Origin of the sequence: Colwellia sp. MB02u-10, assembly GCF_014077185.1 — a bacterium.
In the GTDB taxonomy this organism is placed as follows: Bacteria; Pseudomonadota; Gammaproteobacteria; order Enterobacterales; family Alteromonadaceae; genus Cognaticolwellia.
On sequence record NZ_JACGVK010000083.1, the window covers coordinates 1 to 203 of the forward strand.

At 41.9% G+C, this 203-nt stretch carries 1 protein-coding gene; it reads left to right on the top strand.

What is annotated here, in order from left to right; translation table 11 throughout:
- On the top strand, positions 1-203 hold a 203-nt coding region (locus H4J59_RS19780; protein WP_182236990.1), incomplete at both ends, for a transposase.

Sequence of the window (203 nt, forward strand, 5' to 3'; positions counted from 1 at the left end):
CGAGGGGTAAAAGATATTCTCATCGCCTGTGTCGATGGCCTTAAAGGTTTTCCTGATGCCATTAATACCGTTTATCCTCAAACGCAGGTACAGCTCTGTATTGTGCATATGGTGCGTAATTCATTGAAGCTTGTGCCATGGAAAGATTATAAGGCTGTTACTGGCGACTTAAAGCAAATATATCAATCAGTAACCGAAGAGGA